Genomic DNA, 25782 nt, shown 5'->3' with positions numbered 1-25782 from the left:
CCCGTGCGTGCGAATGCTATGGCATCGTCAAGCGCGAGTTCGACCGTATGCTGCCGCGCGTGCGTCAGACCGAGGAAGTCTGCTAAGGGTTGCGCGGTTGCTGCGGAGCACAGGTCGTGTAGACGAAGCTTCGTCCTCGACCAGGGCAAAGAAATGGTGAGCCATCGAGGACCCACAGTCGTGAACGTCTTTCAGCTCCCGAGCAGGGCGTTGAGGGCGCGTGGTTAATCGAAAACCCATTTACACAAAATACGGGGCAGCCTCGTCGAGTGTGCACATCTCGGCGCCAGCTTCCATGCCTTTTAGACAACGATGTCGGGCAACCAAACTGTTCGGATAACTGACGATACCGCCAACATACCAACGCGCCTTCGATGCGAGGTGGAGTGCTTTCACCGCGATCGTCTCGAGAACGGGCTTGACCTGCGCAGTGGACAACATTGAGATCGATTCGTTACGTAACGCCGGCGTCAGATACTCGAGCAGCACAAATTCGGTTTTGCGGTAAGTTTCACCCGCTCATTCTTTGCACTTGAATTCGAGCCATGCGTTGGCAGCGCGCGTTCGCGCGGCAACATCGGCACGCCGTTGTTCGAGCGGATCGACGTCCTCGCGTACAAGATCGCGAGCGGTGGCGGCGCGCCGCCGCGCTTCGATCAGCCTGATGTCGGGGTAGGGGCCAAGGATCAGGAAGTTTTCTTTCCCGGTGCCGGGCCGGCGATATCGGAGCAGCCAAGTCTTTGCGCCGTTCGGACGTATGCGCCAAGAAAAGGCCCTGGCTGTCCGAGAGGCGGTAGGGCTTCGGCCTGGTTTTGGCGTTGCCCTGAAGCTGGCATACGTACGCAAAACCGCCGGAAGTTACGGGAAAACCTTCGCTCGCCCAAAAACAAAAAACCCCGCAGGCTCAAGGCTTTACGGGGTTTCTCTTACTTCTTCGAACTATCTGTTGGTGCCCAAGAGAGGACTCGAACCTCCACACCTTGCGGCGCATGGACCTGAACCATGTGCGTCTACCAATTCCGCCACCTGGGCCAACTGCTACAACTAAGACTGCTATTTTAGCGAACGATTCGAAGCTGTCAATGGCCGTGCAAGAAATCGATCAAAAGGGGAGGGAAAGCAGAGGCGATCAAGCCGCCTGATAGTGATGCCGCATGAAAAACCGATCGAGTTCACGCTCCTCTGGCCGTTGACCCGTAAAGACCTCGACGTACTCAGCGATACGCATCATGCGCACCGATAGCGCCTCTTCGCTTTTCATCGAAATGTAGCCCATCTGCGTCAGGTAGATTGCTCTCGCGCGCACATCGGCGGAGATGGGTTCATATTCGTAACGCTCGAACAACTGCGTGAGCGCAGCTATGCGAAGTTGGTCCGCCACCTGGATCTCGGCAGCAATCTCAGGCGACTGCAGCGCCCAGCTCCGGATAGCGGCTTCAAACCGTGAATCGAAGATCCGGTCATCGAGCCAGCAATCAAACACGTTCAGAACCGCCTCGCAGATTGTTTCGGCGTAGGCCTCGGTCTGCTTGACCCAGTTGCCGGTGTTTTTGGCGCGCCAGCGCTCAAGTAACGCGGCCAACAGCTCCTCGCGGTCCTTGAAAAACCAGTAGAAGCTCGTCCTCGACAGATTCAGCTTCTTGGCCAACGGAAGGATGCGCACGGACTCGACGCCGGCATCGCGCAGGCTTTCGTAAGCGACCTCGAGCCACGCTTCCGATGACCCTCGTCCCGCATCCGCAGTCGGTTGATCCATAGGTAAAAGATTCCTTAAAGCAATCGTAAGCGCCGGTTTGAAGAGCGGCAGTCCATCAGGAAAGGCGACGATATTCTGGCGTCCGGACCGGCATCGGTCAAAGTGCTTTCCTCCGTCTTTCGCCTTTATCCCGCAGCGCAACCCCACGCCACTGATCGGTTCAGCATCGCAATGTTCATTGTAGTCGAGATACTTGACACAGGTGTACAGAGTGAATAATCTTCATTGCGTCCCCCAACGAAATCGTCAAAGGCCACGCCATGTCGTCAAGCGACCCGCTCCTTCAGCCTTACACCATCAAACACCTGACGTTCCGTAACCGCATCATGACTACGTCGCACGAGCCGGCGTACGCGGAGGACGGCATGCCGAAGGAGCAGTACCGCGCGTATCACGTCGAGCGCGCCAAGGCGGGCATCGCGCTCACAATGACCGCCGGGTCGGCGGCGGTATCGAAGGACAGCCCGCCGGTGTTCAACAACGTCCTTGCTTACAAGGATGAGGTCGTGCACTGGATGAAGGATCTCGCCGACGAGTGCCACGAGCACGGCGCGGCGGTGATGATCCAGTTGACGCACCTCGGGCGTCGAACGCGCTGGGACAAGGGCGACTGGCTGCCGGCGGTGTCTCCCTCGCACAATCGGGAGCCCGCGCATCGCGCCTTTCCGAAGAAGCTGGAGGATTGGGACATCGAACGCATCATCAAGGACTATGCGGACGCCGCAGAGCGAATGAAGGCGGCCGGTCTTGACGGGCTCGAGCTGGAAGCCTACGGACACTTGATGGATCAGTTCTGGTCGCCGCTCACGAATACGCTCGATGCGCCCTACGGCGGTTCGCTCGACAACCGCATGAAGTTCACGTTCGACGTCCTGACGGCGATGCGCAAACGCGTCGGTCCGGACTTCCTGCTCGGTATCCGATACACCGCCGACGAGATGATTGAAGGCGGCCTCACGAAAGAGGACGGGCTGTACATATCGAAGAAGCTGAAAGATAGCGGTCTCGTTGATTTCCTCAACGTGATCCGCGGTCATCTGGAAACCGATGCCGGATTGACCGACATCATCCCCATCCAGGGCATGAAAAGCGCTCCCCATCTGGACTTCGCCGGGGAAATTCGCAAAGCGACTGAGTTCCCTACCTTTCACGCAGCGCGAATCCAGGACGTGCCGACGGCGCGGCACGCTATCGAGTCAGGCAAGATCGACATGGTCGGCATGACGCGCGCGCACATGACAGACCCGCACATTGTTCGCAAGATCATCGAGCGCCGGGAAGACGATATCCGGCCGTGCGTGGGCGCGAACTATTGTCTCGACCGTATCTATCAAGGTGGCGCGGCGTACTGTATTCACAATGCAGCCACAGGCCGCGAAACCACGATGCCGCACGACATTGCGCGTGCGCCAACCAGGCGCAAAGTGGTGATTGTCGGGGCGGGCCCGGCGGGACTGGAAGCAGCCCGCGTGGCCGGTGAGCGAGGACACGAGGTCGTCGTGCTCGAAGCCACGAACCACCCTGGCGGCCAGATCCGCCTGACCGCGCAGAACGTGCGGCGCAAGGAGATGCTTGGCATCATCGATTGGCGGATGTCTCAATGCGAGCGGCTTGGTGTGAAGTTCAAGTTCAATACATGGGCCGAACTTGCGACAGTGCAAGCCGAAGACCCTGACGTGGTGATCGTGGCAACAGGGGGAATGCCCCGCACCGACGTTTTGCGTGAAGGGAACGAGCTGGTTGTATCGACATGGGACATCATCTCCGGCGACGTCAAGCCGGGTTCGAACGTCCTGATCTTCGACGACGCGGGCGACCACGCAGCGCTGCAGGCAGCCGAGGTCATCGCGCAAGCCGGAGGGAAGGTCGAGATCATGACGCCGGACCGCTCGTTCTCGCCCGAAGTGATGAGCATGAACCTCGTGCCCTATATGCGATCGCTGCAGAAGCTGGACGTGAAGTTCACGGTGACCTATCGGCTCGTTGCGGTGCATCGCGACGATAACGGGCTTGTCGCGGTGGTGGGCAGCGACTACGGCGGTATCCGCAACGAGCAGCGTCATGACCAGGTCGTGGTGAATCACGGAACCATTCCAATGGATGATCTGTATTTTGAACTGAAGCCCCTGTCGAGCAACCTCGGTGCGCTGGACTACGATGATCTGATTGGTGGGACGAAACAGTCACGCAAGTCCAACCCGGAAGGCACGTTCCAGCTTTTCCGTATAGGCGATGCGGTGTCCGCGCGCAACACGCATGCGGCAATCTACGATGCGCTTCGTTTGGTCAAGGATCTGTAGGGCGGTGACAGTTTCATCAAAGCTCGCATTGCTATTTTTAGTAATTTGGATAACTAATAACTATGGTTTTCGTAAGGCTATCCATAAGCCTCCGGGCGCATCAATTTATTAGGCAAGCGCTTCAAAACGTGCCTATACGATCCGCGCAAAATCAGCGTTTTTGATACCTTGACATATGGTTCCACGTGGGACTAATCTGAAATTGTCGGTGGTCGGATAGCAGGTTGAATAGGGTGATGGTTCCTTTGTATGCCCTGGGCATTCGACGAATTCATACAAGCCGCGGACCTTCGAAAATGGATGGACGTAACCATGGATCGTGACGCGCGCCTTTCCGGCCTGACCCTGCAGCGACCTCGCGATGGCCGGGAGTATCGTGAAGATCAGGTGGTCAAGGGTCACCAGATGGCGCCTGTCGACCGGTCGCTGATTGAAAGAGTCGAGAGCATCGACCGGCGCTCGCTGCGTGCATATCGTCTCGAGAGAATTCGTGCGCAACTGCGCTTGCATGACTACGGCGGAATCCTGCTGGCGGATCCGCTGAACATCCGCTACGCCACTGACACGAACAATCTCGGGCTCTGGGTCATGCATTCCCCGAGTCGTTATGTCTATATCGCGACCGACGGGCCGGTCATCCTGTTTGACTTCGTTAGCAGCCGCCACAACAGCGAAGGCATTGAGACCATCGACGAGATACGTCCGGCGATTCCGTGGCTGTACTTTCTTGCCGGCCCGAGAGTCGAAGAAAAAGCCACGTTATGGGCGAGGGAAATTGCCGACTTGGTGGCAACCTACGGCGCGGGTAACCGCCGGCTTGCGGTCGATCGCTGTGATCCCTGGGGAGCAGACCGCCTCAAGGCGCATGGCATTGAATTGTTCGACGCGCAGCCGCTCACCGAACAAGCGCGGCTGATCAAGTCGCCGGAGGAAATCGCGCAGCACGAGGTGTCGATGGCCGTGTGTGATCTGGGCATATCGCGCATGTTTGAATCGCTTCGTCCCGGGGTGACCGAGAATCAGTTATGGAGCATCCTGCACGAGACGAACATTGCGCATGGAGGGGAGTGGGCCGAAAGCCGTTTGCTGAATTCAGGTCCGCGCACGAATCCGTGGTTCCAGGATGCAACGAACCGGGTGATCGAGGCAGGAGACATGGTGTGCTTCGATACCGATATGGTCGGGCCCGGAGGCTACCTGTCCGATATCTCCCGAAGTTTTGTGTGTCCAGGCCGCGCGATGTCCGCAAGTCAGGGAAATCTCCTCGGCTTCGCAGAGGACCAGATCATGCACAACGTGGGTCTGCTTCGCGCGGGGCTGTCGTTTCGTGAATTCGCCGAACAATGCTGGCCGGTTCCCGAGCGCTACGTACATAACCGATACATGATGATGCTTCACGGTGTCGGGCTGGTGGATGAATTTCCGAGTGTCGCTTATGCCGTCGACTTCGACGCCTGGGGGTACGACGGAACCTTCCAGGAAAACATGGTCGTGTCGGTGGAGAGTTATATCGGCGAGCAGGGAGGCAAGGAGGGCGTCAAGCTTGAGGAGCAGGTCCTGATTACCGCGAACGGTGCGATCGTTCTGTCTCAGAGTCCGCTCTTGAGCCACCGATACTCATAGCTGCGTCTAACCGATATGCGAAGCGACACCACAATGACACAAGCCCTTCCTCGAGTGATTGATTCCGACGCGGTGCTGGAACGGCTTTCGCCTATTGCATTGATCGATGCATTGGAAAAGAAACACCTGGAAGACTACGAAACCATAGGCCGGCTTTATACGCCGGTATCGAGAGTCGAGCGGCCCGGCGCTGAGATGCTCATTTGGGCGGGTGCGCGGGCGGACGGATCGATGGGCGCGAAAATCGTTTCGATCTCTCCGGACAACGGTCAATTGAGCGCGCCCGCACCTACGGTTCATTCCGCGTTTGCACTGGTCGACCGGTTAGATGGGCACTTCAGGTCCTTTATCGTGGGCGAGAGTTTTACCCGGTGCAAGACCGCGGCTGATTCCGCGCTTGCGGCGCGCTATCTCGCCCCGCTCAAGCCGACGAAACTGGTCGTGCTCGGCGCGGGTGCTCAGGCGCGGACTCATCTGACCTACCTGCATGCGGTTTGCCCGAGCATCGAACGGATTGACGTGTGGAACCGGAATCGTAGTAGGGCGGAGCAGTTGGTGGAAGAGCGGTTTCTGCCCGTCAATTTTCATGTGTCGAATGATCTCGAGGCGAGTGTCGCGGGCGCGGACATTGTGGTGTGCCTGACGTCGTCGTCCACGCCGGTGCTTGACGGGAAGTGGCTGAAACAAGGCTGCCATGTCGATCTCGTCGGTGGCTTCACGCCCGACATGCGCGAGACCAACGACGCCGCGATTCTTCGATCAAGTGTTTTTGTCGACCATAGGAAGCTCACGGCTGAGCATTGCGGCGACATCTTTCAACCGTTAAAGAGCGGGATTCTGGATATGTCGACTATCCGGGGAGACTTGTTCGACCTGTGCAGGAAGAAGATTCCCGGGCGACGCAACCCGCAGGAAATTACCCTCTTCAAGAACGGCGGCGGCGGGCATCTGGATTTGATGGTGGCGGAATGGCTGTCCGAATCTCCACATTGATAGTGTCGAATTCGAGGATGAACAGACATGGTTAGTACGGTTGAAGATGCGCAGGTAACGGATCCGCAGACAGAGCCAAAGGCATCCGACGGCGCCGCTTACGCACACGACGTGTTCGCTTCGGTCGTCACGAAGGGACCGATCAGCGACGCATGGCGTTTCACGCTCTGGTCGAACTACTACACCGAGCCGTGCTTTTCAGCGATGAGCCGTGACTTCGATGTCGGCCGCGACGAGTTTAACGTGCTCAGTTGCCTGAGTTCCCACGGTCCGATGGCCGCCAAGACAATTTGTGAGGTAACCGGCCGTCCGAAAAACAGCATCAGCCGCGCTGTCACGCGACTGAGCGAAAGGAAGATGATCCGGCGCAAGATTAACCCGCTAGATCGGCGTGAGAGCTCGCTCATCCTGACCGAAAGCGGACGGAAGCTTTATGAACGCGTGCTTCCCATTGCTATTGATCGGCAATCCACCATGCTGAGCGGATTGAGTTCGTCAGAGCGTGCGCTTCTCGATCAGGTCCTGAACAAGTTAATGCAGTTTCGCCATGAATGGTGAAGCGAATGAGGTAAATGCGGGTCGCAGGAAGTTGATTCGATTTCCGCACTACATGATTCGAAAGCATCACTTGAGGTCCGCTTTTTGGCTTAGTCAAATCGACTGAACGAGCGGCGGTCCGAGGTAGCCTTGGCAGGCGCGGGTGCGTGCCGGGCGCGCCGAAACCGGCTTGGCAAGAAGTTCACGGAGTGAGTTCCATGAATAGTATCGCTTCCTCTTTCCTGGAGTCCGAGCCCGCCGCATCGCAACGTGCGGGGCCTGCTTGCGAGCCGATACTTTGCGTTGAATCGGTGAGCAAGACATATGGCACGCATCGGGTGCTCGAGAACATTACCTTCCAGATGCAAGTGGGGGAGGTCATCGCGATCATTGGTCCCAGCGGCTCAGGAAAAAGCACGTTGCTTCGGTGTATCAATCAACTCGAGCCGCCCAACGAAGGCAGGGTAACAATCGGCGGCGTAACGATCGATGCAGGACGCCCGCCTGCGCGGCGCGACCTCGTCGCATTGCGCCGGAAGATCGGCATGGTGTTCCAGTCCTTCAATCTGTTTCCCCACCTTTCCGTGTTGCGCAACGTCAGTCTTGCGCAGGAGCGCACCATGGGACGCTCCAGGAAGGACGCCGACGCCAGGTCGATAGAACTTCTGGCGCGTGTTGGCCTTGCAGACAAGGCGAGCCAGTATCCCGCCCGTTGTTCAGGCGGGCAGCAGCAACGGATTGCGATTGCCCGTGCGTTGGCCCTCGAACCGGAGATCATGTTGTTCGACGAGCCGACTTCCGCACTGGATCCGGAGTTGGGCCTGGAAGTGCTGGCGGTCATGAAGGAACTCGCGTTATCGGGCATGACGATGATCGTGGTAACCCACGAGATGCATTTTGCGGAGAACGTTTCGGACCGCGTGATCCTGATGGCGGAAGGTCACATACTCGAGGAAGGACCCAGCGCCGACATCATGCGTGCACCGAAGACGGAACGCGCAGCCAAGTTCCTTAGCGCTGTGAGGGACCGCTAATGATCATGGATCTCACTGCGATCCTGCAGGGCGTCCCGTGGACAATCGCACTCACGCTGGCTTCGTTTGTTCTGGGCGGGGCGCTTGGATTGCCGCTTTGCGCGATGCGTCTCTCGACTAATGGCGTGCTGCGACTCACGTCGACGGCGATCGTCGTTTCATGCCGGTCCATTCCGCCGATTGTCTGGCTCTTCTTTGTGTTCTTTGGCATTGGCAACGGCCTCATCGCCATGAGCCCGTTTACGGCCGCCGTGGTGGGCCTTGGCCTGGTGACGGCAGCCAATATGTCTGAAATCTATCGAGGCGCATTGACCGCGATTCACCCGGGGCAGTTTGAAGCAGCGAAGGTGCTGAACCTGACCAGGAGCCAACAGTTTCGCGACGTCGTTCTGCCGCAGTTGACGAGGATCGCATTGCCATCCGGGGCTACGTATCTTATTGGCTTGCTGAAGGACTCCGCCGTTGCTTCGACAATCGGCGTAAGTGACCTCGCGTACCAGTCGTATCACGTTTCGCAGCAGACGTTTCGAGGACTGAGCGTCTACGCGGCCGCGGCCCTTCTCTACATACTCCTGAGCTTGCCGATCGCGTGGCTGTCGCGCTGGGCCGATGTTCAATTGCGTTCGAGGGTATCGAGATGATGGAGCTTCTCAACCTCTGGAAGGGTTGGCTTCCCGAGCTCATCGGCGGTTATGGTCTTTCGCTCGAGGTCACCGCCCTGAGCCTCGCAATAGGCATTCCGCTAGGGCTGGTGCTGGCGCTTGCAGTGCCGGCGAAAGCTAGGGCGATCCGGATCATCGCGCTGACGTTCGTTGAAATCGGAAGGGGAGCGCCCGTTCTGATCCTGCTTCAGTTTGTCTATTTCGGTTTGCCGACGGCGGGTCTTACGTTGTCGTCGTTCGCGTCGGCAGTGGTTGCGCTGGCGTGCTGCACCGGCGCTTATACGAGCGAGATCATCCGGGCAGGATTTGAGGCCGTCCCCTATGGACAAAAGGAGGCTGCGTTAGTGATTGGACTCAATGGCGTTGATGCCCTGCGCTTCGTGATTGTTCCTCAAGGCCTGAGAGTTGCGCTGCCCGCGCTGCTTGGATTTTCGATCATGATGCTTCAGGCGACGTCTCTCTGTTTCACGATCGCGCTTCCCGAGCTGGTCAGCCGGGCGTCGAATATCGGGTCCACGACCTTTGAATATATGCCGGTGCTGATCCTCGCCGGCTTGATGTTCGCTGTCATCTGTATTCCCGCAACATTGTTTGTCTCCGTGCTCGAACGAAGATTGGGACGTCACGCCGTTCGATAGCTCGATCCGCTCCATGTTTGCTGCTTAGTTTACTGCTTAGCTGTTCGTGAATATCCCTCCACTGAAACCACGACAAGGAAAACGACATGAAAACGTCAGCGAAATTTTTGGGGGAGCTGTGTGCGAGCTTCCTGTTATCTTGCGTCACTTATTCTGCCTTCGCGGATCAGTGCAAGCCTGCTCACACGTTTCCGACTATTACTTCGGGTACCTTATCGGTTGCGGCGTGGGTGTTTCCTCCCTATTCGATTCCGGCGGGCAGCACCGACATTGGTGGCGTTGACGGAGATATCGTCAAGCTGATTGCCGCCAAGGAATGTCTGAAGCTCTCGATCAGCACGGTGGATCCGGCGGCCGTCATCCAGTCGGTGGTGTCCGGAAAGGCGGACATCGGGATGGGGGACTGGTACCGGACGGCTGACCGCGCGAAGGTCCTGGGGCTCAGCGGGCCAATGTATCTCGATCAGATGGGTGTCATCTCCAAGGAGGGTATCGATACCATCACCGGGTTGCAGGGCAAGCGGGTCGGCTCGGTTCAGGGATATCTCTGGACGGGTGACTTGCAGAAAGTACTCGGCAGCTCGGTGACGCTCTATCCCAACCCGGTTGCAATGGCTCAGGATCTGGCGGCCGGCCGGATTGACGCGGGTACGGACAGCTACGCCGTTGCGCAATACGACCAGATGAAGGGCGGTTATGCCGCGATCAAGATCATGGCTGTGAAGCCGGACCCAAGGGTCCCGGCATCGGTTCAGCCGGGCCAGACCGCGTTTCCTTATACGAAGTCGAACCAGGCGCTTGGCGATGCTCTTAGCGCGGACATCGCGGATCTGCACAAGTCCGGCGATATCGCGCGGATCTTGAAGGCGCATGGTCTGGCGCCCGCAGCTGCCGACGTCGGCGCACCGCGACTGGTGCAGTAACGAATGGCCGGCCCGAATCGAGGAGAAGCAATGATCAGTTCGGCCAGGGGAGTCGCGTTGAGTCCTGATGTGACGGGCTCGCATTTTCTCGATGCGACCACGCTTCAATGGCAGCCGACGGACACCCCGGGGTTCGATGTTGTGACGTTGTTCGAGAATCCGTCCAACGGCGAATCGACTGTCTTGATGAGAGTCGATCCCGGTGCAAGTACGGGTTCGCATAGTCATGAGTTATTCGAGGAGATCTATGTCCTCGACGGCGATTTTTCGGACGAGGAGCGCACCTACCTGCGTGGACAGTATTGCGTGCGTTCGCCAGGAACGCTTCATACGGCGGCGTCGGAAAACGGATGCATGGTTATGCTGATTTACCGGAACATAGCGGCGGCGTCACCGTGATCATGCAGACGTCACGCGCATCCGTGATCCGGCTTGGTGTCATCGGCACGGGGCAATTCGCTTCGTATTTTATTGCGGCGCTCCGCCGTGGGGGCTATGACGGAAACGTGTTGCTTTCGCCGCGCAATGCCGACGTCGCCAACACGCTGGCGCACAAGCACGACTGCGTTGTGGCGGCGTCTGCAGAAGAGGTGTTGGCCGGGTCCGACGTGGTCCTCTTGAGCGTGAGGCCGGAATATGCAGAGGCCGCGTTGGCGAACCTCCGCTGGGAGCGCCGTCACACGGTCCTTTCGGCCATGGCCGGCATTCGCCTGGACGAGCTTCGTGCGTTGCTGCACGGCGTGGATGATATTCATCTCATCATGCCTGGCAGCTACATAGAAACTGTGCCGGGTCCCATACCGCTTTATCCGCCGGCGCCGGCGCTCATGCCGTTGCTTTCCTGCGCCGGAGATGTGATTGCATTGCCGAACGAGGCCGCGTTCAACGCGGCGATGGTGTCGCTGTGTACGTCGACGTGGATATACGACTTGGCCCATGCACTTGCGGCCGAGCTTGAGCGGCACGGTCTCGAACCTGACGCTGCTCGCGCGTTGACGCTCGGAAACATCGCGGGTCCGGCCAGTTTCGCGTTGAGCCAGCCGGAAACAAGCCTTCTTGAAATCTCCGCAGGCATTGCGACGGAGCGGACTTTTACCAAGGACGGACTCGATCATTTAAAGGCGCGTCACTTCGCCTCTCCATGGAGAGAAGCGATTGGACAGCTTGCGGAAAGGCTAAAGCCGGGCGAGTGAGGTCTTGAGCGCGACGGCATTAATCGGCAGCAGGCGTAGTTGGTGTAAAAAGTTACTTTAGGGAACGTGCTCGCGAACGCGAGGCGTCAGGCTACAACCATTTGGAGTGAGTCGTGAGTTCTAAGGTTGTTATTGTGGGCGGCGGGGTAATCGGTAGTTCGATCGCCTATTTTCTGCGTGCTTCAGACCCGACGGTCGAGGTGACCGTGATCGAGCGCGACCCGAGCTACGCGAAGTCATCGTCGGCGCTGTCGGCCGCATCGATCCGGCAGCAGTTCTCGACGCCGCTTTGCATTCAAATGTCGTTGTACGGTATCGAGTTTCTTCGGGGTATCGGGGACCTTCTTGAAGTCGATGGTTTCAAGCCGGCGATCGAGTTGCACGAAGGCGGTTATCTTTTCCTTGCTACCCAGGCAGGGGAAGCAACGCTTCGTGAAAACCACGCGTTGCAAAGGAAGCTTGGCGCCGACATCACGCTCATGGCGCAGGACGCGCTGCACGCGAAGTTCCCCTGGCTGAACGTTGAGGATCTCGTCTCCGGCACGTTTGGCGAAAGCGGGGAAGGGTGGTTCGACGGCTATGGTCTCGTGCAGGCGCTTCGCAAGAAGGCGCAGTCGCTGGGTGCGCGATACGTGGCGGCGGATGTGACCGGATTGGTGCGGGAGGGCCGGCGGGTCACACATGCTGTGGCGAGCAACGGCGAGCGCTATGCATGCGACACGGTGGTCAATGCGGCGGGTGCATGGGCGCGCAAAACAGCGGAGATGATGGGTATCGATATCCCGGTTTTCGCGCGGCGCCGGAGCATTTTCAATGTGTCGTCACCGGCGCAGTTGCAGCACTGTCCCTTGCTGATCGACCCGACCGGTGTTTATTTCCGGCCTGAGGGGAAGACGTATATTTGCGGTACGTCGCCGAGTCCGGACAACGATCCGGATGACTTGCCGCTGGACGAAGTTGATCACGCCATCTTCGACGACGTCATCTGGCCGACGCTTGCTCACCGTGTTCCCGGGTTCGAAGCCCTGCGCGTTGAAAACTGCTGGTCGGGCTACTACGAGTACAACGTGCTCGACCAGAACGCAATTATCGGCTATCACCCGGACATCGAAAATTGTGTGTTCGCGAATGGCTTCAGCGGTCATGGGCTTCAGCAGGGTCCCGCGACCGGACGTGGCGTAAGCGAACTGATCCTCGCAGGGAAGTACACCTCGCTCGACCTGTCGTCGCTGAGCTGGGAACGCGTGATCGAGGGACGTCCGATCGTGGAAAAGAACGTCGTTTAGCGCGGCGCGGTGATCCGCGGCCGGCTGGTGTCGCGGTCTGGCCGCGTTAAGCGATTGCTAATAGAGGGAACAATTCGCAGCTCAAGCGTACCTAAGGGAATGAGAGTCGCAATCCAATGGAGGCGACACTTGCTTCGGGCGTGATAAGCGCCTCCTTAATATCCGTTATCAAGAGTCCCGGCATAGCGGTTAATATTCGGTGGACAGGCCGCCCTTGGCCGCGTCATCTCGACCCAATTGATTTCGGAAAATATGGAAACGGTAATGCCTGGTTTGAAGGAACTACTGGCGCAGCGCGAAGCGCTTCAACACGACCTGGAGCAAGCACGCCAGCAGGAAGCAGATCGCGCGCTGCGCGAGATCGTGGCGAAAATGAGGGAATATAAAATCTCCCTGCAGGAACTGATAGGGACCCGGGCTAACGCCCGTCTGGTCGCGCCAGTCGCCAACGCAAAGTACCGCGACCCGGCAACCGGGGCGACGTGGAGCGGGCGGGGACGGGCGCCTCAGTGGATCGCAGACAAGAACCGTGACGATTTCCTTATCCAGCCGTCTTTGTTTCGCAGTCAGTGAGGCTTTCTCGCTCCTTTGCGCCTGATCCGCGACGCTCGAGATAATCAGCCGCAAAGGCTGAAATCCCGGAGTTATTGCGTGTGCAACTCGTCACCGGCGAGCCAATACCCGTCGAACGTCGCGTCGATCAAGACACCCGAAGCTTTTTTAATAGTGGACACCTGCGCGGCACGGATTTGCGTCCGATCGTTCGATAACCGCCGCCGGTTCGCTTCATTGCTGCCCTGCCTCGCCGCCTGTGCATCAAGCCAGCACGGGAGGCAACGCTGCTCCAGCGCTTTTTACGGAAAGCCCGCTCTCGGCAAGTTGACAATGCCTAACGATTAACAGACCTAAAAATCACGATCAGGTGATATCTGGCAGGGTAAAATGCGCGCCAGCAGTTTAAATGGTAGGACGTTTGAGATCCTGCGAGTCCAGAAAACCGGATTCACCGCATCGGCCGCAGGTTTTATTTAGAGAACAAGCGCCAGTCAGATTCACCCGGTTAGCGCTCGCATGAACTCAGGTCCAAAACAGCACGCGCTGCGGGCCAGGATCAAACTTGGAAACGACCGACAATCATGTCAGCGCGAATTCTTTCTATTTTCGGCACACGCCCGGAGGCCATCAAAATGGCGCCGCTCGTGAAGCAGCTTGAGGCAGACCCTTCTATTGAATCGATCGTCTGCGTAACCGGTCAGCATCGCGAAATGCTGAACCAGGTACTCGAGCTGTTCGACATTACGCCCCATCACGACCTCGCGCTGATGACAGGTAATCAGACGCTTAATGGCCTCACGTCGCGTTTGATCGCGTCGCTCGACGACGTGCTTGCCGCAGAAAAACCCGATCGTGTACTGGTTCACGGCGACACGACAACGGCGTCGGCTTCCGCGCTTGCCGCGTTCCATCGACAGATCCCTGTCGGACACGTCGAAGCGGGCTTGCGTACCGGCAACCTGATGCAGCCGTGGCCGGAAGAGATGAACCGCCGTCTCGTCGATGTCATCAGCGACCTGATGTTCGCGCCCACTGCCGGGTCCAAAGCCAACCTGCACGCCGAGTCGCTGTCGGGCCGGGTCATCGTGACGGGCAACACGGTCATCGATGCGCTGTTCATGACGGTTGCCCGCATCGACGCGAACGCCGCGCTGCGTGCCGAGCTCGACGCGCGGCTGCTCTTTATCGACGACACAAAACCGGTGCTGCTCGTCACCGGCCATCGCCGCGAAAGTTTCGGCACGGGCTTCGAACGCATTTGCTCGGCGCTGGCCGAACTCGCCCGTCGCGGCGACGTGCAGATCGTCTATCCCGTGCACCTGAACCCGAACGTGCGCGGCCCGGTCCAGGACAAGCTCGGCAAGCTGCCCAACGTTCATCTGATCGAGCCGCTCGACTACGTGGGCTTTGTCCGGCTGATGCAGCGCGCGTCGATCATCCTGACCGACTCGGGCGGCGTGCAGGAAGAAGCCCCGGCACTCGGCAAGCCGGTGCTGGTGATGCGCGATGTCACCGAACGGCCGGAAGCGGTTGCGGCCGGCACCGTGAAACTGGTCGGTACGCGGCGCGAGTCGATTGTTGAAGCGGTCACTGCGCTGCTCGACGATCAGGGCGCGCGCGACCAGTTCGCTTGCAGAATCAACCCGTACGGCGACGGTCATGCATCGGGGCGCATTGTCGCCGCGCTGGCTGGCCGGCCCTTCGAGGAATTCACTCAGGGAGCGGTCGTGCAGTACCCGCCGTTCAACGCCGCCAGCAAGATCCGTTCGAAGCAATTCGTGTAAAACCTGCGCGCCGGCTGTCGCCGCGCTTTAAGCGGCGGTGCGCAACCGGTGCTGTACGCCGTTTTAGCAATAACACCCTCGCAATGCCGCGTGAAACCAGCACGCGGCCGCTGCGTCTGCCGGCCGTGCATTGCCCGATGTTCTGAACGCGTTGCATGCTAATTCTGAGATAACACTCTTGACCATCAAACCGTTTTCTCGCCGTACTGCATCCCGTCGATTAGCCGCCTTCGCAGCGTGGCCCGTCTTTTGTGCGCTGCACCTGACCGCCTATGCCGCGCCCGTATCCCCGAGTGCTCCCGCCGTTGCCACCGCGGCCGCGCCCACCGGTGTAGCCGCTGCTTTCGCGCAACTCGGCAACGGCCGCATGGCGATCCGCAATGTGTCGCTGGCTGATCTTGGGATGCACGATCCGGTCGTCCTGCACGCGCCGGATGCGCGCCAGGAGCTCTACCTGCCGGTGCCGGTCAATGTGCCGATCTCCAATGCGACGTTTCAATTCGACGGCACCTATCTGCACGCCGACGGTGGCCGCACGACCATGCTGCTGTCGCTGGACGGCGCGCCTGTTCTCGCCCGCGCGCTGACACAGCAGCAAGGCGACGCCGCAGCCACGATCGGCGTTGACGGCGCGGCGCGGCCGAGCGGCTTCGTTCGTGTCGGTCTCGGCTGGTTGTCGGTGATCAGCGATAACGTCTGTGCCGACCAGACGGCGATCGGCAATGTGCTGCGGATCGGACCCACTTCTCGCCTGACATACAGCTTCGATCCCGCCGCGATCAACGATTTGCGTACCGTGTGGAGCGCGCTGCCGCCGACCCCCGTTGTGATGACCGGCGCGCGCGGCGTCGCGGCGCCGGCGTTCGATGCAGGCTGGCGCGCCGAAGCGCAGTTGCAGCGCGAAGGCAAGACACCGGTCACGCGCGCATGGCCAGTCGCAGGGGACACCGTGGACCTGAGCGGCGTCACTGTGCCGGACGCGCTGCGGGCCATTCCCGCATTCGCCGCGCTTGCCGCGGGCGGCCTGCACAAACTGGCGAACCCGACAGAAGCCGGCGCATTGGTGGCGCTCGCGCCTCACGCCGGTTTCGCGCCTGATGTGATCATCGCCGACGACCGTTTGCGTGACTCGCTCAAGACCGAACTTGACGCACTGCGCACGCAAGTCGACGCCACAGCAGTCACCGCGTTCGACGCATGGCGCACCCGTTCCATTGGCCCGATCGCCGAGCCCCTTGCAGCCGGCGAAGTGCGCATCGCGCATCTGGCCGGTCAGGTCGCCATCGTCGTAGGCGATAACGACGGCGTCGCAGTGCTCGCGCGTGCCTGGCGCGCAATCGATGTGTCGGATCGCCTGGTCGTGCATCAGATCGACCGCGCGCAGAATGTGGACGTCGATGCAATCTCGCTGTCGGCGCTCGGCGGCCAGCCGCGCACGCTTAATGTGCTCGGCCGCGCGACGTGGGACGCGAATTTCGACCTCGGCGCGGTGTCGGGTAACGGGAAGCTCCCGTCCGCGATCGTGCTCGATGTATCCGCGATGCCCACGCTCAATGGCGCTGCGCAAACCGCCGCGATCTATTTCAACGACGTGCTGATCGGCGCGCAGTTACTGAACACCACCGGCAAGCCGCAGCGGATCACAGCGCACGTACCGCACTACGCGCTGGCACCGGGCAACCTGCTGCATGTGGTGTTCGAACGCCAGCCGGAAGGCGGTTGCCAGGCTCGCTCGGAAGGCCAGCCCATCGCGGTGCTGCCGACGAGCAACCTGCAACTCGACAAGGCCGATCTCGACGATAACTTCGCGGGCATGGCCGCGCGCTTCGCGACCAGCGCCACGCTGATCGTGCCGAATGCCTATCTCGACGACACTACTCTGTCGCTCGCACGCGTCGCCCGTCTGGCGAATGCAGCCGGCATTGTGCCGGCGCGCACGACGTTATCGGTCGCGCCGAACGGCGAAGCCTTTGCGCCGAAGGGACCGTTCCTTGCCGCCGATGTCGCGCTGAAAGGCGAAACATCGCACGCGATGCTGTCGCAAGACCGCCTGACGTTGACGGATGCGTCGGGCAAGATGCTCGCCGATGTCTCGGGCCTGAAGAACCTCGCGTTGATCGGTGCGGTGAGGGCGGACGGCGAGCCTGGCATTGTTTATCGTGCGACCGGCGACACCGCGCCGGTGCTGACGGCGTCGCTGCAACTGACGCCAGGCGACGTTGCTCTCGTCGATGCGGGAGGCGTGGCCAGGCGCTTTGACACGCTGCATCCGGGTGAAGTCATCCAAGCGGATACAGGCGGTTCATGGTTCACGCAGAACGCGTGGCGCTGGGGCATTCCGGCGGCGCTGGTAGCGCTGTTCCTCGTCTTGCTGCTGGTCGCTTCGATCGCTCGCCGCAGGCATCGGGACAAGACGTGACTGTCGCGCCGTTGAATTGGGATGCAGGCTTCGCGGTCGCGCATTACTACCAGGGACTCGAGTATGTGGCCGCGGTGGTCGCGACGATCATCCTGCTGTCCAGTCTCGATGACCTGTTCATCGACGCCTGGTACTGGTGTCGCGAGATCCTGCGCCGCTTCACGGTGCAGCGCGTGCACAAGCCGCTGACCACCGCGCAGTTGTATGCGCACGACCAGCAGCCGATTGCGATCATGGTGCCTGCGTGGCATGAGTACGACGTGATTGCATCGATGATCGAGGACATGGTGCGGGTGCTCGATTACCGCAACTATGTAGTGTTCGTCGGCACGTATCAGAACGATGCGCGGACTATTGCCGAAGTGGAACGGATGCGTCGCCGCTACAAGCAGTTGCGGCGCGTCGAGGTACCGCACGACGGTCCGACCTGCAAGGCGGATTGCCTGAACTGGGTAATCGCCGCCATTTTCCGATATGAAAAAGAGGCGGACATCGAATTCGCGGGCGTGGTGCTGCATGACAGCGAGGACGTGCTGCATCCCGTTGAACTGCGCTTCTTCAACTATCTGTTGCCGCGCAAGGACATGATCCAGTTGCCGGTGGCGTCGCTGGAACGCAACTGGTTCGAGCTCGTTGCGGGCACGTATATGGACGAGTTCGCCGAATGGCACGCAAAGGATCTGGTGGTGCGGGAAAGCCTGTCCGGTACGGTGCCGTCGGCTGGCGTGGGGACGTGCTTTTCACGCCGTGCGCTGCTCGCGTTGCTTGAACAAACGAACCACCAGCCGTTCAATACCGAAAGCCTGACCGAGGATTACGACGTCGGCGAACGGCTTGGAAAAATGGGCATGCTCTCCATTTTTGCGCGCTTTCCGGTGCAGTTCGCGACGCGCCGAAAGTCCTGGTTCGGCTTGGGGCCTGAGCGCGAATTCATGCTGACCATGCCGCTGTGCGTGCGCGAATTTTTCCCCGATACGTTCCGTACTGCGTATCGACAGCGGGCGCGCTGGACCCTCGGCATTGGCCTGCAGGGCTGGAAGCAGACCGGCTGGAGCGGCTCGCCTGCGAATCGCTATTTGCTGTTACGCGATCGCAAGGGCATTGTCACGGCGTTTGTCGGGATCCTCGCTTATGGACTGGTGCTCCAGTTCTTGCTGTTCGCCATCGCCAGTATGTCCGGTGTGTTGCCGCGCTTGTTCGCATCGCCGTTTTCCGATTCGAAGTGGCTGGATTTCGTGTTGTGGGCGAACGGTTGTGCGCTGCTATTACGCGTCGCGCAACGGATTTTTTTCGTCACCCGGTTGTATGGATGGGAACACGGCCTGCTGTCGGTGCCGCGGATGGTCGTTGGCAACTTCATCAATTTCATGGCCGTGTCGCGCGCGTGGAAGCTGTTCATCGGGCATCTGATGACCGGCAAGCGGCTCGCGTGGGACAAGACGATGCACGACTTCCCGTCGGAAGACGGACTCGGCAATGCGCGTCAGCGGCTTGGGGAACTGCTGGTTTCGTGGCAGGCAATTGATGCGAACAAGCTCGAACTCGCGTTGAACGAAGGCCATGCGCGCGAAGCGCCGCTCGGCCGCGTGCTGATGGCAAAAGGCTGGCTGGACGAGGAAACGCTCGCCGAAGCGATTGCGTTCCAGTCGGATCTGGAGCGTGGGTCGCTCGATCCTGAACGGCTGCCTCAGGACGCCGAACAATTGCCGCTTGCCGATATCGTCCGGCATCGCGTGATCCCGCAAGGCGAGGATGCTCAAGGCCGCGCGATCCTGCTGACGGCAAACCCGATCAGCGAGGCGCCGCTCGCGTACCTGGTAAGCCAACTCGGGCGGCCCGTCACACAGCGGATCGTGCGTGAAGGCGATATCGCGACCGGAATCCGGCTGCTGCGCGGCGTGGCTGTCACGGGGCCGGCGCCCATTGCAACGGACACTGTGAAGGACCTGCGAGACCGTAGGTTGCCGGCGGATGCCGAGGCCGACGCGGTGGCGGCGCCTCGGCGCGGCGTGCCGTTGATCGGCGATCTGTTGATCGAGCTCGGACATGTGACGCGCGCCAGTTTCGAAGGAGCGCTGCAGAGCTATCGACCAGATCTGCATGGTCTGATTGGCGACTACATGGTGGCGCGCGAGGTTATCTCGCGTGCCGCACTCGAAAACGTGATTCAGGAACAACATCGTTTGCGCGGCGATGAGGCGAATCGCTGATGAAGCTCGATGTGATACCCCACTGTTACAGGTCTGCGGCTTTCGCATCGGGCACTCATGTGGCAGGTGCGATCGTTGCGGCTGCGCTGTGCTTAGGCACGGCGGCGCAGGCCGCGGACGTGCCGGCCGCATCTGCCGCATTTTCGGCATCCGGCGCATTACCGCTGCCGCTCTCCGGCGCCGCGTATGGCGTCGCACAAGAGGGCTACGCTTCGTTCGCGCGTCACGATTACGAAACGAGTGCAGCGCAGGCGCGCGAAGCGATCCGTCAGCGTCCTGATGTAGTGTCGTTGCGCCTGCTCCTCGCCAACTCGCTGGCGGCGGGGCACCACTACGAGGCGGCAGCCTTTTCGCTGAGCCGTGCGATTGTCGAGGTTGGCCCGGATCAGGCGCTGGTCATGCGGCGTGCGCAGATCGAAGCGCTGAGCAGATCGGTGAGCAGATCGGTGACTGCTGCCGCGCACAACCGAAGCGCGCTCGGAAAACGCAAGGCGGCTGATGCATCTGCGGCATCCGCCGCGCCCGCAGGAGGGGACGAGAAGCCGCTCACGGGCGCCGCCTTCGCCGCCGCGCAACGTGCGTATGCGCTATACGCCAGCAAGGATTTCGCCGGCTCGGCGCAGGCTGCAAGCGAAGCCATCGCGCTGCGTCCGGATCTGCTGCGGTTGCGTCTGCTTCAGATCGATGCAGCGAGCAACGCGGGACAGGACGCCGCTGCGTTCGATGTTGACGAGGACGCGGTCAAGCGGTTCGGCGATACGGACGCATTGCGTTTGCGTCGTTCTTATATCGGTAATCGTCTCGCGCCAAAGTTTTCCAGCGACGCGTTCGCCGCGCGAAGTCAGGGCGACATTGCAAAGGCGGTCGAGTTGATCCGCCGGGCGGTTGCCTATGCGCCCGACAGGACAGGCTACCGGATCCAGTTGATCGACGCGCTGTTCGCCGCGAACGATCTGCCCGGCGTGGAGGCCGCGGCGTCGGACGGCATCGCGTACGGCACTGCGCACGCGGGCGACGACATCATGCTGTGGACGCTGCGCGGTTATGCCCGCGCGGCGCAAGGCAAGCTTGAGCTAGCCGACGCGGACTTCGCGAAGGCGCTGCAGGAAAAAGGCGCGACGCAACGCGACCAGCGGGTGGCGCGTACGATCATCGCCGATGTGTGGAATAAGGAAGGCCAGCCGCAACGCACGCTCGACCTGCTCGCGCCCCTCAAGTTCGTCAACGACGATACCGATCCGCCGCTCGCTGCACGTCGCTTCAAGGCGAAGCAGTTGCTCGCTGCGGGCGCGTTGAACGTATCCGCGACGACCGCGCCCATCGACCCCGCACTGCGTCCGGATATCGCCTGCAATGCCACCGAGTTTGGCGCGTTGTGCTACGTCTATCCCGCCGATCCCGGTTTTACGGCCGCGCGAAATGCTGTCGCGGCCACCAAGCGAGGCGACAAGAAGGCCGCCATCGAATTTGCGCGCAAGGCCGTTGCCGCGGCACCCGATGATCCACAGCATCGAATCGAACTGATCAACGCGCTGACGAACGATCACCAGAGCGCGGCCGCCACGCGTGAAGCCAAGGCGACCTTGCGCGCTGGCTTGCTGGACGGCATGCCCGACCTGAGCGCTGCCTACATTGCGCAGCGCGCCGGTGAAAACGGCGACGCGTACCGGCGTTTCGCCCAGGCGGACGCAGCGGGCGAACTGCCGTCCAGGGCGAATGCCGATGCGGCCTATGCCGCGGCCAAAGCGCACGAGAACAAGGACGCCGCGATGTATTTCGAACGCGCGATCGACGCAGGCATCACGCCCGCCGACGGCGACACGGCCGCGACGCCGCAGCAACTGCTCGACATGCGTAGCGCGCACGCCAACGTGACGCGCGACTGGGGCTTCAACGTATCCACGAACTATCGCAGCGCGGGCTTGCAGCCCGGCTTCGCGTCTACGCCGTCGCCTGGCATTGCGAACAACTGGCAGGCCGGCGTGGAAGCATACTGGCGGCCGTTCGGCAGCCTCGACGACCGGATGTTCGAAGTCTATACGCGCGGTTACGAAAACTTTGGCGTAAGGGACGGCGGACCGAGCGGTGTATCGACGCTGGAAAACGTGGTCGGTGCGCGCGTCAAGCCCTTCGCCAGCATCAACACGATCTTTGCGTTCGAGCATATTTTCCCGATCGGCTCGCACGTGAACAACGACTGGCTCGCGCGAATCGCGTATTCGGGAGGTGTTGGCACCGAGCGCCGCATCGACAAGCCTTCGTGGTGGACCGTGCAGATGTACGCGGAAGGCGGCTGCTACCTGAACGCGGCGACGTGTTACGCGACGACCAACATTGAAGGCGGGCGTACTTTCCGTATCGATTCGATCAGCCCGAAGCTGACCGTGTTTCCGTACGCGGTGCTCGGCGCGGATTACGACTCGTCAATCGATCATCGTGTTCCAGCCGGCGCGGGCGTGGGCGTGTCGACGCGCTATTGGATGCGCGACAGCGCCTACGACACGCCGCGTTCATTCGTTGATCTTTCGGTGCAATATCGCTGGCATATTGCCGGCGACGACCGCTCCCGCGGCTTGTTCTTCGGCGCCATCTACTCCTACTGATTGACGTTGCCGGTATTCGCATGCGAACGCTCCGGGCGGTGCGCTCGCGTTGTCTAGCGTCTTATATGATTCAATCGGAGTCATTCGGAGCCCGTGCGTTACCGTTCCGATGGACTTCAAGACCGACTGCGTGAAGCGGGTGCGATTACCGTTGCGCTTACCGAGTTACCCACTTCAGAACCAGACCCTTATGCCTGATGAACGTTACACGGCGCATGGCGTGGCCGGCAAAGCGCCTGAGGAACCGGACGGCACGCGGCGTCGCCTGATGGGCGCGACCTTGCTCACCATGCTCACGTCGCTCACGTCACTCACGCCGGGCTGTGCGCTTGAATCGGATGAAGCGGCATCGTTGGCCCAGGGCGTGGTGTGGCAGATCGACGAGGATCATATTGATCCGCATGGCAACTGGGACAAGCTCGGTGTACGCGATCTGCTCGTGCAGTGGACGGCCGTCGACGGTGTGTCTTTCCTGCCCGGCGCCGGCTTGGCCTTGGCAGGACGGGTGCCCGACTGGACGCGGATCGCTGATGAGCGCTGGGCGCGCAATGTGATCGTTGGGCTGGCGGGCCGTTTCGACGAGACCACCGCGCGGGCGCAGATCGTGGACCTGGTCGCGCAGTCGGAGCGGCTCGCGGCAGTGCGTCCGCCCGTGCATGTGGCCGGCTGGTACTTTCCGGTCGAAATCGATCCCACGTGGGTCGATGCCGCACAACTCGGGCCATTGCTCGCTGCGTTGCCACGGCCACTGTGGGTCAGTGTTTATGACCGCGCCAATGTCGGTGGCAGGACCCTTGCGAAGTGGCTCGATACCTGGCTGCCGAAGGATGTCGGCGTATTTTTCCAGGACGGCTGCGGTGTTTATGCACGCGGGCCGACGGCGGCACGGGAATACGCGAACGCACTCTCGGAGACACTGGGCAAGAGCCGCGTGCGGATCATCGCCGAAGCGTTTCGCCCGCAGGCTGGCGGCGGTTTTCGAGCAGCTACGTCGGCGGAGCTTTTGCCACAGCTCATGGCTTACAAGGGATATCGCGTGTATTTATTCGACGGCCCGCATTATGTTTCCGCCGAGCTCGTCGTTGCGCTTCTGAAGGATTTGTCGCGGTAAGCAGTCGTAGAGAACATGTTGCCCGTCATCCGTCTCGTTTGGCTGGATTTGCAGCGCTGCCGATGCAGAACCCTGAAGCTGCGGCACGTGAACTCGAGCGGAGCTTAAAGGGTCTCGGATCTCGGATTCCATGGCTTCATGGTGAATGGCTTTTGCCAAGTGGGTGATGCGGAGAATGTCGTGTACTACGACGCCCCACAGTACACCGATTTCTGGGCGAGCGCGGCGGTGCTCGGCAAGCCTTTCTATATGCATCCCCGGGATCCGCGAGCCGCTTCCTCTACTCGGGAAAATAGCGAGTCAAAAAAGGTCGTCAAGCGCGCCAGCGTTCTCGTACAACTTGAGCAGCATGGCGCGAAGCACCTGAACGTCGCTTGCCGTGAAAGCGGTAAGGATCACCGACTCATGTTGTTTCGCGACCGGGAGTATGCGCAGCACCAGTTCGTCTCCCTTGCTTGTCAGGGCAATCCTGATTGACCGTCCATCCGTCGTGCTCTTCTCGCGCTTGACCAACTCCTGACTCTCAAGACGGTCAATGATCCTGGACAGCGCGGAAATATCCGACGTCGCGTGCACCGACAATTCAGACAAGGTCTGGTGAGGAACGTACAGCAGCGAGGCACAGACTCGCCACTCACTGAGGTTCAGGCCAAACGGTTTCAGTGCCTTCGCGAATGCGTTTCCCATTCGGCCTCCGGCTCGTGTCAACAGGAAGGGAATCGCCTGTTCGAGTTCTTCCGGTCGCTTGCGTGTCTTCATGGTGATCGGCGCGTTGAGGGTAGGTTTACATAGGTCGGTATGCTTGAAAAATCAATTATACTCTATCAAAATAGTAATTGAATAATCAAATAAAATCTATCCGGGCGACTTCGGACACCGTGCCACTTTTTGAGCGAAGCAAAGCCTCATACGCTGTTCCGGCGAAAATTGATGGTAAGCAAAATCCCACCTGAAGAGTACTTCGCAAACGACCACGATTGAGCAATTGAAAAGCTGCGCGGCCTCCCACGTTGGAAAATGCTGAAGTCGAATCTGATCGACATTCAGAAGCAGCGACTCGACAGGATCCACAACTGATCAAACTGCAGCGGTCGAGCACACGTTGTCTCGCCGCGACTGAGAGCGTCCGAACCAGGATCGTTTCTGATACTTGTTTTACTTGACCATGCGCCAGGGATGAATCCGATTGGTCTAGCTTGGGGCTAGCTGGATATGAAAGACACATAGCTAGCGATTTCGATTTAATTTATCAGCATTACTAATAAAAATAGAGGCGGTAACGACTGCTTCTGCGCTTGGTTCATCCGAAGACAAATGGTGCCAGGAACGGAAGGTTCCGGTTCAGATTAGACGGCCATGACTAATTGGAAGCAAAAAAATAAGCAGCAGAAAACACTCAGAACATCCAGGAGAATCCTGGACGTTCGCGAGGCGGACTGAGTACCAAACTGCATCTGGCTGTGGATGAGGCAGGCCGGTCCCTGCGGGTGACCCGCAACCGAGGCGCAACTCGCCGACATTTCGTGCGCGAAGAAACTGCAGTCCGAGAGGAGATAGTGCTTCGGCTTCGTTCTGGCGTTGAGAAACGCCAATTCCGACTTCGGTTCGACGTATCTGGGCATGGCATTGCCGCCGAAACCGGTATTCATAAAAACGCTGGATGTGACTGGACCACCTCGGACCGTCCAAAACAAAAAACCCCGTAATCACATGGATTGACGGGGTTTTCCGGACTTCTTCGGATTGCTCCGAACCTGAATGTTGGTGCCCAAGAGAGGACTCGAACCTCCACGCCTTGCGGCGCATGGACCTGAACCATGTGCGTCTACCAATTCCGCCACCTGGGCAGGTGCGTTTGCAGCAAAGAACGCAATTATAGCCGGGCGTATCGCGCTGTCAAGCATTTTGAGACCGAAACTGAAACGCGGCTCCGAGCCATTACCCATATGGCTTCTGAGCCGATGTGGCCCGGTTGGCGGGTGTTAGAATGGTTCGCAAACTATTCGTGAACGAACCGGAACAACGTTAAGTGCAACGTCCCGGCAACGCGCCGATCCGGCCCTTCGCGGGCCGGAAAGTAAAGCCGGGATGGGACTGCCTACAGGTGCTGCCTACAGGTGATCCCCCGTTAATCGATTAACCGCGGCATTCAGTT

Annotated in this window: 21 protein-coding genes, 2 tRNA genes and 3 pseudogenes; 20 read left to right on the top strand and 6 right to left on the bottom strand. The window is 60.0% G+C overall.

What is annotated here, in order from left to right; all coding sequences use genetic code 11:
* Positions 1 to 86: pseudogene (locus FH08_RS53160) on the top strand (Crp/Fnr family transcriptional regulator); the annotation flags it as partial.
* 154 nt (positions 87 to 240) lie between these two features.
* Here the strand turns inward: FH08_RS53160 and FH08_RS53155 are convergent.
* From FH08_RS53155 to FH08_RS0100915, 4 genes are all read right to left on the bottom strand, one after another.
* Complete coding sequence (locus FH08_RS53155) at positions 241 to 441, bottom strand: hypothetical protein (protein WP_235210246.1); 201 nt, start codon at positions 439 to 441, stop codon at positions 241 to 243.
* Positions 442 to 519: 78 nt separating this feature from the next.
* Complete coding sequence (locus tag FH08_RS53150; RefSeq protein ID WP_075583270.1) at positions 520 to 846, bottom strand: integrase arm-type DNA-binding domain-containing protein; 327 nt, start codon at positions 844 to 846, stop codon at positions 520 to 522.
* Positions 847 to 947: 101 nt separating this feature from the next.
* A tRNA-Leu gene (locus tag FH08_RS0100920) sits at positions 948 to 1032 on the bottom strand.
* Between the two features lie 97 nt (positions 1033 to 1129).
* Positions 1130 to 1756, bottom strand: coding sequence for a TetR/AcrR family transcriptional regulator (locus tag FH08_RS0100915; RefSeq protein ID WP_031356503.1), 627 nt, complete (start codon positions 1754 to 1756; stop codon positions 1130 to 1132).
* A gap of 260 nt (positions 1757 to 2016) precedes the next feature.
* Here FH08_RS0100915 and FH08_RS0100910 point away from each other — a divergent pair, with 260 nt between their 5' ends.
* The 18 genes and pseudogenes from FH08_RS0100910 to FH08_RS53145 all read left to right on the top strand — a co-directional run.
* Positions 2017 to 4056, top strand: a complete 2040-nt coding sequence (locus FH08_RS0100910; RefSeq protein ID WP_031356502.1) for an NADH:flavin oxidoreductase — start codon at positions 2017 to 2019, stop codon at positions 4054 to 4056.
* Positions 4057 to 4356: 300 nt separating this feature from the next.
* The gene (locus FH08_RS0100905; protein ID WP_031356501.1) at positions 4357 to 5679 is read left to right on the top strand and encodes a M24 family metallopeptidase; all 1323 of its coding nucleotides are present in this window, start codon (positions 4357 to 4359) and stop codon (positions 5677 to 5679) included.
* A 33-nt stretch (positions 5680 to 5712) separates the two neighbouring features.
* Entirely contained in the window at positions 5713 to 6672 is a 960-nt protein-coding gene (locus FH08_RS0100900) for an ornithine cyclodeaminase family protein (protein ID WP_160172426.1), read from the top strand.
* 27 nt (positions 6673 to 6699) lie between these two features.
* A complete protein-coding gene (locus FH08_RS0100895; protein ID WP_031356499.1) occupies positions 6700 to 7230 on the top strand; it encodes a MarR family winged helix-turn-helix transcriptional regulator in 531 nt (176 codons plus the stop codon).
* Between the two features lie 197 nt (positions 7231 to 7427).
* Positions 7428 to 8243 (top strand): amino acid ABC transporter ATP-binding protein, encoded by an 816-nt coding sequence (locus tag FH08_RS0100890; protein ID WP_031356498.1) that lies wholly within the window; start codon positions 7428 to 7430, stop codon positions 8241 to 8243.
* A 5-nt stretch (positions 8244 to 8248) separates the two neighbouring features.
* Positions 8249 to 8884, top strand: a complete 636-nt coding sequence (locus FH08_RS0100885) for an amino acid ABC transporter permease (protein WP_235210245.1) — start codon at positions 8249 to 8251, stop codon at positions 8882 to 8884.
* On the top strand, positions 8881 to 9543 hold the full coding sequence (locus tag FH08_RS0100880) for an amino acid ABC transporter permease (protein WP_031356496.1): 663 nt from the start codon (positions 8881 to 8883) through the stop codon (positions 9541 to 9543). The genes FH08_RS0100885 and FH08_RS0100880 overlap by 4 nt, the downstream gene beginning before the upstream one ends.
* Before the next feature lie 86 nt (positions 9544 to 9629).
* Entirely contained in the window at positions 9630 to 10466 is an 837-nt protein-coding gene (locus FH08_RS0100875) for a substrate-binding periplasmic protein (RefSeq protein ID WP_051887598.1), read from the top strand.
* A gap of 30 nt (positions 10467 to 10496) precedes the next feature.
* The gene (locus tag FH08_RS48075) at positions 10497 to 10865 is read left to right on the top strand and encodes a cupin domain-containing protein (protein WP_035564954.1); all 369 of its coding nucleotides are present in this window, start codon (positions 10497 to 10499) and stop codon (positions 10863 to 10865) included.
* Positions 10817 to 11659 carry an NAD(P)-binding domain-containing protein gene (locus FH08_RS0100865; protein ID WP_081889313.1) on the top strand — a complete coding sequence of 281 codons (843 nt, stop codon included), beginning with the start codon at positions 10817 to 10819 and terminating at the stop codon, positions 11657 to 11659. The genes FH08_RS48075 and FH08_RS0100865 overlap by 49 nt, the downstream gene beginning before the upstream one ends.
* A 113-nt stretch (positions 11660 to 11772) precedes the next feature.
* On the top strand, positions 11773 to 12945 hold the full coding sequence (locus tag FH08_RS0100860; RefSeq protein ID WP_031356493.1) for an NAD(P)/FAD-dependent oxidoreductase: 1173 nt from the start codon (positions 11773 to 11775) through the stop codon (positions 12943 to 12945).
* 264 nt (positions 12946 to 13209) lie between these two features.
* Complete coding sequence (locus tag FH08_RS0100855; protein ID WP_031356492.1) at positions 13210 to 13518, top strand: H-NS family nucleoid-associated regulatory protein; 309 nt, start codon at positions 13210 to 13212, stop codon at positions 13516 to 13518.
* A gap of 563 nt (positions 13519 to 14081) precedes the next feature.
* On the top strand, positions 14082 to 15284 hold the full coding sequence (gene wecB / locus FH08_RS0100850) for a non-hydrolyzing UDP-N-acetylglucosamine 2-epimerase (protein WP_035564951.1): 1203 nt from the start codon (positions 14082 to 14084) through the stop codon (positions 15282 to 15284).
* A gap of 178 nt (positions 15285 to 15462) precedes the next feature.
* The gene (locus tag FH08_RS0100845) at positions 15463 to 17703 is read left to right on the top strand and encodes a cellulose biosynthesis cyclic di-GMP-binding regulatory protein BcsB (RefSeq protein WP_235210244.1); all 2241 of its coding nucleotides are present in this window, start codon (positions 15463 to 15465) and stop codon (positions 17701 to 17703) included.
* The gene (locus FH08_RS0100840) at positions 17589 to 19913 is read left to right on the top strand and encodes a glycosyl transferase family protein (protein ID WP_419177974.1); all 2325 of its coding nucleotides are present in this window, start codon (positions 17589 to 17591) and stop codon (positions 19911 to 19913) included. The genes FH08_RS0100845 and FH08_RS0100840 overlap by 115 nt, the downstream gene beginning before the upstream one ends.
* Positions 19913 to 22516, top strand: a complete 2604-nt coding sequence (locus tag FH08_RS0100835) for an NfrA family protein (RefSeq protein WP_081889312.1) — start codon at positions 19913 to 19915, stop codon at positions 22514 to 22516. Before FH08_RS0100840 ends, FH08_RS0100835 begins: the two co-directional genes overlap by 1 nt.
* A 190-nt stretch (positions 22517 to 22706) precedes the next feature.
* Positions 22707 to 23627, top strand: a complete 921-nt coding sequence (locus tag FH08_RS0100830) for a hypothetical protein (protein ID WP_419177973.1) — start codon at positions 22707 to 22709, stop codon at positions 23625 to 23627.
* A gap of 11 nt (positions 23628 to 23638) precedes the next feature.
* Positions 23639 to 23903 (top strand): annotated as a pseudogene (locus tag FH08_RS53145) (amidohydrolase family protein); the annotation flags it as partial.
* A 24-nt stretch (positions 23904 to 23927) separates the two neighbouring features.
* Here the strand turns inward: FH08_RS53145 and FH08_RS0100825 are convergent.
* Entirely contained in the window at positions 23928 to 24314 is a 387-nt protein-coding gene (locus FH08_RS0100825) for a MarR family winged helix-turn-helix transcriptional regulator (RefSeq protein WP_326928909.1), read from the bottom strand.
* Between the two features lie 731 nt (positions 24315 to 25045).
* Between FH08_RS0100825 and FH08_RS52885 the strand changes: the two are divergent.
* Positions 25046 to 25181, top strand: a pseudogene (locus tag FH08_RS52885) (IS5/IS1182 family transposase); the annotation flags it as partial.
* A 208-nt stretch (positions 25182 to 25389) separates the two neighbouring features.
* On the opposite strand, the gene FH08_RS0100815 reads toward FH08_RS52885, so the two are convergent.
* Positions 25390 to 25474 (bottom strand) — tRNA-Leu (locus tag FH08_RS0100815).
* Positions 25475 to 25782: the final 308 nt, after the last annotated feature.

Origin of the sequence: Caballeronia sordidicola (genome assembly GCF_000729995.1) — a bacterium.
GTDB classification, from domain to species: domain Bacteria; phylum Pseudomonadota; class Gammaproteobacteria; order Burkholderiales; family Burkholderiaceae; genus Caballeronia; species Caballeronia sordidicola_A.
Note: the sequence above shows the minus strand (reverse complement) of the source record. Positions and strands in the feature narration are given on the sequence as shown.